This window comes from Salinicola sp. (genome assembly GCF_982684285.1).
Genome location: NZ_CEXLVS010000017.1, coordinates 20,881 through 27,946, shown reverse-complemented (window position 1 = coordinate 27,946; position 7,066 = coordinate 20,881). Strand labels below are relative to the sequence as shown.

At 64.3% G+C, this 7,066-nt stretch carries 7 protein-coding genes; all 7 read left to right on the top strand.

Annotated elements, in window-relative coordinates; translation table 11 throughout:
- A partial coding sequence (gene rnr, locus AC3AYF_RS03035; RefSeq protein ID WP_487779381.1) for a ribonuclease R occupies positions 1-2,366 on the top strand: 2,366 nt, incomplete at its 5' end.
- 40 nt (positions 2,367-2,406) lie between these two features.
- Complete coding sequence (rlmB, locus tag AC3AYF_RS03030) at positions 2,407-3,222, top strand: 23S rRNA (guanosine(2251)-2'-O)-methyltransferase RlmB (protein ID WP_295036146.1); 816 nt, start codon at positions 2,407-2,409, stop codon at positions 3,220-3,222.
- Between the two features lie 233 nt (positions 3,223-3,455).
- Positions 3,456-3,875 (top strand): 30S ribosomal protein S6, encoded by a 420-nt coding sequence (rpsF, locus tag AC3AYF_RS03025; RefSeq protein WP_110602534.1) that lies wholly within the window; start codon positions 3,456-3,458, stop codon positions 3,873-3,875.
- A 26-nt stretch (positions 3,876-3,901) separates the two neighbouring features.
- Positions 3,902-4,129: a 30S ribosomal protein S18 gene (gene rpsR, locus AC3AYF_RS03020; RefSeq protein ID WP_035472385.1), complete on the top strand. Its 228-nt coding sequence runs from the start codon at positions 3,902-3,904 to the stop codon at positions 4,127-4,129.
- A gap of 45 nt (positions 4,130-4,174) precedes the next feature.
- Complete coding sequence (locus AC3AYF_RS03015; protein WP_295036145.1) at positions 4,175-5,026, top strand: hypothetical protein; 852 nt, start codon at positions 4,175-4,177, stop codon at positions 5,024-5,026.
- A 16-nt stretch (positions 5,027-5,042) separates the two neighbouring features.
- Positions 5,043-5,489, top strand: coding sequence for a 50S ribosomal protein L9 (gene rplI, locus AC3AYF_RS03010; RefSeq protein ID WP_295036144.1), 447 nt, complete (start codon positions 5,043-5,045; stop codon positions 5,487-5,489).
- Positions 5,490-5,658: 169 nt separating this feature from the next.
- Positions 5,659-7,044, top strand: coding sequence for a replicative DNA helicase (gene dnaB, locus AC3AYF_RS03005; protein ID WP_487779380.1), 1,386 nt, complete (start codon positions 5,659-5,661; stop codon positions 7,042-7,044).
- The last annotated feature ends 22 nt before the right edge of the window (positions 7,045-7,066 follow it).

The window sequence follows — 7,066 nt, the reverse complement described above, 5'->3', positions numbered from 1 at the left end:
CCAGCCGCGAGTATCTGCTGGCGCGGCTGGAGAGCTACGGCAAGCCGATCACTCACGAAGACATGAGCGCCATGCTGGGGCTCGAGGACGACAACCAGCTGGAAGCCGTGCGTCGCAGGCTGGCGGCGATGGAGCGTGACGGCCAGATCCTCAAGGATCGCAGAGGCGCCTATGCACTGATCGACAAGCTCGATCTGATCAAGGGGCGCGTTCAGGGGCACCGTGACGGCATGGGCTTCCTGATTCGTCACGATGGCGTCAAGCCCGACCTGGTGCTGCCGCCGCGCCAGATGCGCCGCGTGTTCGATGGCGACGTGGTGCTGGCTCGCGTCAGCGGCAAGGATCGTCGAGGTCGCGCCGAGGGCACCATCGCCGAGGTGCTGGCCCGCAACACCCAGACGCTGGTCGGCGTGTTTCGCCAGAACAGTTCCGAATTCGCGGTGCTGATCCCCGAGAACTCGCGGATCAGCCAGGAAGTGATCATTCCCCACAGCGTCAGCGGTGGCGCGAAAGACGGCCAGATCGTTTCCGTCCACATCACCCAGCAGCCGGAGACTCGCAAGCAGCCGGTGGGTGAAGTGGTGGAGATTCTGGGGGAGCGGATGGACCCCGGGCTCGAGATCGACATCGCGATTCGCTCCCACGATATTCCCGCGGAGTTTCCGCCGGAAGTGGACGAGCAGATCGCCGGCATGTCCGCCGAGGTGAAGGAGGAGGACAAGGCGGCGCGAATCGATCTCCGCGAGATGCCGCTGGTGACCATCGACGGAGAGGATGCCAAGGATTTCGACGACGCCGTCTGCGCCTGGAAGACCAAGTCCGGGAGCTGGAAGCTGGTCGTGGCGATCGCCGACGTCTCCCATTACGTTCGCGGCGGCAGTGCCCTCGACAACGAAGCCTACATCCGCGGCAATTCCGTCTATTTCCCCGGGCAGGTCGTGCCGATGCTGCCGGAGCTGCTCTCCAACGGGCTCTGCTCCCTCAACCCGTACGTCGACCGCCTGACCATGGTCTGCGAGATGAACATCTCCCAGAACGGCACCATCAGCCGCTACAAGTTCTACGAGGCGGTGATTCAGTCCCATGCCCGGCTGACCTACAACCAGGTCGGCGCGATGCTGGAGGCGCCGGACAGCGACGAAGGGGCAGCACTTCGCGAGCACTACCGCGAGCTGGTGCCATCGCTGGAGAATCTGCACGCGCTCTACAAGGTGCTGCGCCAGGCCCGCGAGGCGCGCGGGGCGATCGACTTCGAGACCACCGAGACGCAGATCGTCTTCAACGACGAGCGCAAGATCGAGAAGATCGTGCCGCGCACGCGCAACGACGCCCACAAGCTGGTCGAGGAGTGCATGCTGGCGGCCAACGTCGCCACGGCGCGCTTCCTCGACAAGCACGACCTGCCCGCGCTCTATCGCGTCCACCAGTCGCCGGCACCCGAGCGGCTGGAAAATCTGCGCGTATTCCTGGGTGAGCTGGGGCTGACGCTGGGGGGCGGTGACGAACCGTCGCCGAAGGACTACCAGGCGTTGCGCGAGGTGATTCAGGGGCGCCCGGACTTCGACATCATCCAGACCGTGATGCTGCGCTCGATGAGCCAGGCGGTCTATTCGCCGCAGAACGACGGACACTTCGGCCTCGCTTATCAGGCGTACGCGCATTTCACGTCGCCGATTCGCCGCTATCCCGACCTGCTGGTGCATCGCGCGATCCGGTCGGTCATTCGCGGCCCGCGCCAGACCCAGACCGTGCAGCGTGCGGAGGGGGCGCCGGTCGAGAAACCCTCGATCTGGTGCCCGTATACCTTCGAACAGATGGTCGAGCTGGGCGAGCACTGCTCGATGACCGAGCGTCGCGCCGACGACGCCACGCGTGACGTCACCGACTGGCTGAAGTGCGAGTTCCTCTCCGACAAGGTGGGCGAGGTCTACGAAGGCACCATCGCCTCGGTGACCCAGTTCGGGATCTTCGTGCGCCTCGACGACGTCTACGTGGAAGGGCTGGTGCACGTGACCTCGCTGCCGTCCGACTACTATCACTACGAAGCGGAAAAACACCGTCTCAAGGGCGAGCGCAGCGGCGTCGCCTATCGCCTGGGAGATGGCGTCACCGTGCGCATCGCCCGGGTCGATCTCGATGACCGCAAGATCGATTTCGATCTTGCCGATGCGGCGCCGCGCCACCGTCGCACGCCACGTGGCCAAAAGTCCGGCGGCGATGCTCCCACTGCTGACGCGCCCGCCAAGAAGCCCTCGTCACGCAAGAGTCGCCCCGGCAAGCGTGAGCGCCAGGGGGCAGCGGGGAGCAACGACGAGGGCGGCAAGCGTCGTTCCCGCGGCCCGCGTCAACGCGGTGGCAAGCGATGACGGCGGCCGTCGGCCAGCCGTCCAGCAGGCGCCACCCGAGATGAGTCGTCCCGCGAATCGTCGTGCCTCCGCGAAACCGCGCGATCTGCCTCGCATGCCGGACGGGCTGGAGCCCGTCTACGGCGTCCACGCCGTTCGTGCGCTGTTCGAACGCGGACAGCCGCCGAAAGTGCTGTGGGTTCAGCAAGGCCATGCCGAGCAGCGCCTGGAGGCTCTGCTGCAACAGGCCCACGCGACGGGTTGCGAACTGAGGCGAATGGCGCGCGAGGTGCTCGACGGGGTCTCCCATCAAGCGTCCCATCAGGGCGTGATCGGTTTTTGCGAGCCGCTGATCGCCGAGAGCGAAACGACCCTGTGGTGGCGGCTCGAGCAGTGGCAGGCCGGCCCGCCGCCACTGCTGCTGATTCTGGACGGCGTCACCGACCCCCACAACCTGGGCGCCTGCCTGCGCAGCGCCGACGCTGCCGGGGTCAATGGCGTGATCGTGCCCAAGGACAAGTCGGCGCCGCTCAATGCGACGGTGCGCAAAGTGGCCTGCGGGGCGGCGGAACTGGTGCCGGTGTTCCAGGTCACCAATCTCGCCCGCTGCATGGAGAAGCTCAAGCAGCAGGGCGTCTGGATCACCGGTACCGCCGGTGAAGCGGATTCGCTCCTCTACGACGCCGATTTCACCGTGCCCTGTGCCCTGGTGATGGGCGCCGAGGGCAAGGGGATGCGCCGCCTGACTCGCGAGGCCTGTGATGGGCTGGTCAAGCTGCCGATGCAGGGCGGCGTCTCCAGTCTCAATGTCTCGGTCGCCACCGGCATCTGTCTGTTCGAGGCGGTACGCCAGCGGGCAGGGCGCGTTGCCGGTTGAACTTGCGCTGACAGGGCTTGGTCTCTACAATTGCGCGGTTCTGTGGGCAGGCTATGCTCATGGAACGCGACTCCCGCTCGGGCTCGTCCGGGCGAATCGCCAATTGGTCTGAATATCCGGGGTCGTGAACGGAGCACTGTGCCGTTCACCCGGTATCGACTCCTTGCTTCTCGTGGTGGTCATCTCTTAAGGAGTGTCACCGCGCGGAAGCTGCCAAACCGCAAGGAGCTAACATGCGTCATTATGAAATCGTGTTTATGGTCCACCCGGACCAGAGCGAGCAGGTTCCGGCCATGGTCGAGCGCTACACCAGCCTCGTGACCGAGAACGGCGGTACCGTGCATCGTCTCGAGGATTGGGGCCGTCGCCACCTGGCCTACCCGATCAACAAGATCCACAAGGCACACTACGTGCTGATGAACATCGAATGCAGCGGCGAGACCCTCGACGAGATCGAGAACATCTTCCGCTTCAACGATGCCATCATCCGCAGCATGATCGTGCGCAACAAAGAGGCCGTTACCGAAGCCTCGCCGATGATGAAGCCGGCTGAAGAGAAGAGCCGTCGCCGTGACGACAAGCCCTCCGAGCGTGGCGATCGTGAGCGTTCAGAGCGCCCCGAGCGTTCCGAAACCACCGCCGAAACCAACTGATTCGATTTCGCTAAGGAGAGACTCTCATGGCACGTTTTTTCCGTCGCCGTAAATTCTGCCGCTTCACCGCCGAAGGCGTGAAGTACATCGATTACAAAGACATCGATACGCTGAAAGCCTACGTCACTGAAACTGGCAAGATCGTCCCGAGCCGTATTACCGGTACTCAGGCGCGCTACCAGCGTCAACTGTCTACCGCGATCAAGCGGGCGCGTTACCTGGCGCTGCTGCCGTACTCCGACAGCCACCAGTAAACCCTGATCCGGTAGTCCACGATCGGTAATCCATAGCGAGGCATCATGCTGGCACTGGCACGTTGGATCATGCGCGGTACGCCACAAGCGATAGCGGCGGCCGCACTGACAGCGTTGGTGCCGTGGCTGTTCTGGTTCAGTGCCGCAGTCGCCGGGCTGGTTACCCTGCGCCGGGGCATGACCACGGCGGCGCCGGTGCTGCTGGCCGCAGCCCTTCCCGCCGGCTGGTGGTGGATGCAGGGCGACTCGGTCCCGCTGGCCAGCATCCTGCTGGTGACGTTGATGGCGACGGTGCTGCGTTCACGCATGCGCTGGTCCGAAGCGCTCATCGTCGGCAGCGTGGTTTGCATGGCGCTGGTGCAGCTTGGCATCTTCGTGCCGGCCGGAGGGACCGCGCCACTGCTGGCGGAGCTGCGGCAGAGCTCGTCGGAGGTCGCCAGCATGCTCGACCAGCTATCGGCGCAGGGCGTCGATACCGAGTTGATGGCGACGCTGGTGATCGGCGGAGCAACCGGCCTGGTCGTGCTGCTCGCCGGGATCGCCTGCCTGGCGCTGGCTCGCAGCTGGCAGGCGGGGCTTTACAACCCCGGAGGGTTTCGCGAGGAGTTTCATGCACTGAAACTGTCGCGCAAGCAGCTCCTGCTGCTGGTCGGGCTGATGGCGCTGGGCATGGTACTGGCCGTTCCCGCCGCCAGCCTGCTGGCCTGGGTTCCGTTGCTGGTCGCCGGCGTGGCACTGGTTCATGGGTTTATTGGTTTGAAGGGAATGAGCGGGTTCTGGCTGGTAGGCTTTTATGCCTTGCTGTTGACCACCTGGCCCACGATTCTGATTGTACTGCTGTTGGCGTTGGTAGATACCTTCGCGGATTTTCGCGGTCGTCTGACACGCAGTGATTGACGAGAGGTTCACGAGAATGGAAGTCATTCTGCTCGATAACATCGGCAAGCTGGGCGACCTGGGTGACAAGGTCACCGTCAAGCCCGGATACGGCCGTAATTACCTGGTTCCCTACGGCTTGGCCGTGCCGGCAACCAAAGACAACGTCGAAGCGTTCGAAGCGCAGCGCGCCGAGCTCGAAGCCCAGGCTGCCGAGCGCAAGGCCCAGGCCGAGACCCGCGCGGCACAGCTCGCCGAAATCGAACTGTCTCTGGTCGCGAAAGCGGGCGAGGAAGGCAAGCTGTTCGGTTCCATCGGCCCGCGCGACCTGGCCGAAGCCATGGCCCAGGCCGGCATCGAAGTCGCCAAGAGCGAAGTTCGCATGCCGGAAGGCCCGCTTCGCCAGACCGGCGAGTACGACATCGCGCTGCAGTTGCATGCCGAAGTCACTTCCAGCGTCCGCGTGGTGGTGGTGGCCGAGTAAATCTCGACCATCGTCGTCGCCGAGACGTCTGGCCGAAGGCACGCAGGGTTCACGCCCTGCGTGCCTTTTTCATGGCCGGGAGGCGTGGCGATGGCGGCTGCCGACTGGGTAGAATGAGCGCCAGACATTTGCAGCGTGTTCTGCGCGCGACACGGGATGAACGCCAAGCATGAATCAACGCGTCGACAATGATCACGAAACCGCACAACTGAAGATGCCGCCGCATTCGCTGGAGGCGGAGCAGTCGGTGCTGGGCGGGCTGATGCTCGACAACAGCAGCTGGGATACGGTGTCGGAGCGCCTGGTCGCGGACGACTTCTATCGCCACGAGCATCGCCTGGCATTCAATGCGATGGCGGAACTGGCCGAGAGTGCGCATCCACTCGATGTCGTCACGCTGTCGGAAGCGCTGGAGCGTCGCGATCAGCTCGAGAGCGTGGGAGGGCTCGCTTATCTGGCGGAGCTGGCACGCAACACGCCGTCGGCCAGCAACATTCGCGCCTACGCGGATATCGTCCGCGAGCGGGCGACGCTGCGAAAACTGATCCAGGCCTCACGTCAGATCGCCGACAGCGCCTACTCCCCGGAAGGGCGGCCGCCGGACGAGCTGGTCAACGAGGCCGAGCGGCTGGTGTTCCAGATCAGCGAGTCCCGACCCAAGTTCGGCGGGCCGATCGGCATGAGCGACCTGCTGACCAAGGCGGTCGACCGGATCGACGAGCTGTTCAACATGAAGGGGCAGATGACCGGGATCTCGACCGGTTTTCGCGATCTCGACGACATGACCTCGGGCCTGCAGCCCTCGGACCTGGTGATCATCGCGGGCCGACCCTCCATGGGCAAGACCACCTTCGCCATGAACCTGGTGGAGCACGCGGTGGTCTCCAACGACAAGCCGGTCATCGTGCTCTCGATGGAGATGCCCGCTGAAGCGCTGATGCTGCGTATGCTCTCGGCTCTGGGGCGGATCGATCAGACGCGGGTGCGTACCGGCCAGCTCGAGGACGAGGATTGGCCACGATTGACCTCGGCGGTCAATCTGCTCAAGGATCGGCAGCTGTTCATCGACGATACGCCGGCGCTGTCACCCAATGAACTGCGGTCGCGGGTGCGCCGCATCGCCCGCGAGCACGGCAATGTCGGCCTGGTGATGATCGACTATCTACAGCTGATGCAGGTGCCGGGACTCTCCGAGAACCGGACCGCCGAGATCTCGGAGATCTCTCGTTCACTGAAGGGCGTGGCCAAGGAGTTCCACTGTCCGGTGGTTTCGCTCTCTCAGCTCAACCGCTCGCTGGAGCAGCGACCCAACAAGCGCCCCGTCATGTCGGACTTGCGTGAATCCGGCGCCATCGAGCAGGACGCCGATGTCATCGCTTTCGTCTATCGCGACGAGGTCTACAACTCCGACAACCCCGACAACAAGGGATTGGCCGAGCTGATCATCGGCAAGCAGCGTAACGGCCCCATAGGCACCGTCCACATGGCCTTCATCGGCAAGTACACGCGCTTCGAGGATCTGGCGCCGGACAGCTACGGCCAGCACTACGAGTAAGCCTACAGACAGTGAAGAAGCC

Coding starts and splice junctions, on each gene's coding strand:
- rlmB (WP_295036146.1), top strand. CDS start 2,407: ATGAGTCGTCCCGCGAATCGTCGTGCCTCCGCGAAACCGCGCGATCTG.
- AC3AYF_RS03015 (WP_295036145.1), top strand. CDS start 4,175: ATGCTGGCACTGGCACGTTGGATCATGCGCGGTACGCCACAAGCGATA.
- rplI (WP_295036144.1), top strand. CDS start 5,043: ATGGAAGTCATTCTGCTCGATAACATCGGCAAGCTGGGCGACCTGGGT.
- rpsR (WP_035472385.1), top strand. CDS start 3,902: ATGGCACGTTTTTTCCGTCGCCGTAAATTCTGCCGCTTCACCGCCGAA.
- rpsF (WP_110602534.1), top strand. CDS start 3,456: ATGCGTCATTATGAAATCGTGTTTATGGTCCACCCGGACCAGAGCGAG.
- dnaB (WP_487779380.1), top strand. CDS start 5,659: ATGAATCAACGCGTCGACAATGATCACGAAACCGCACAACTGAAGATG.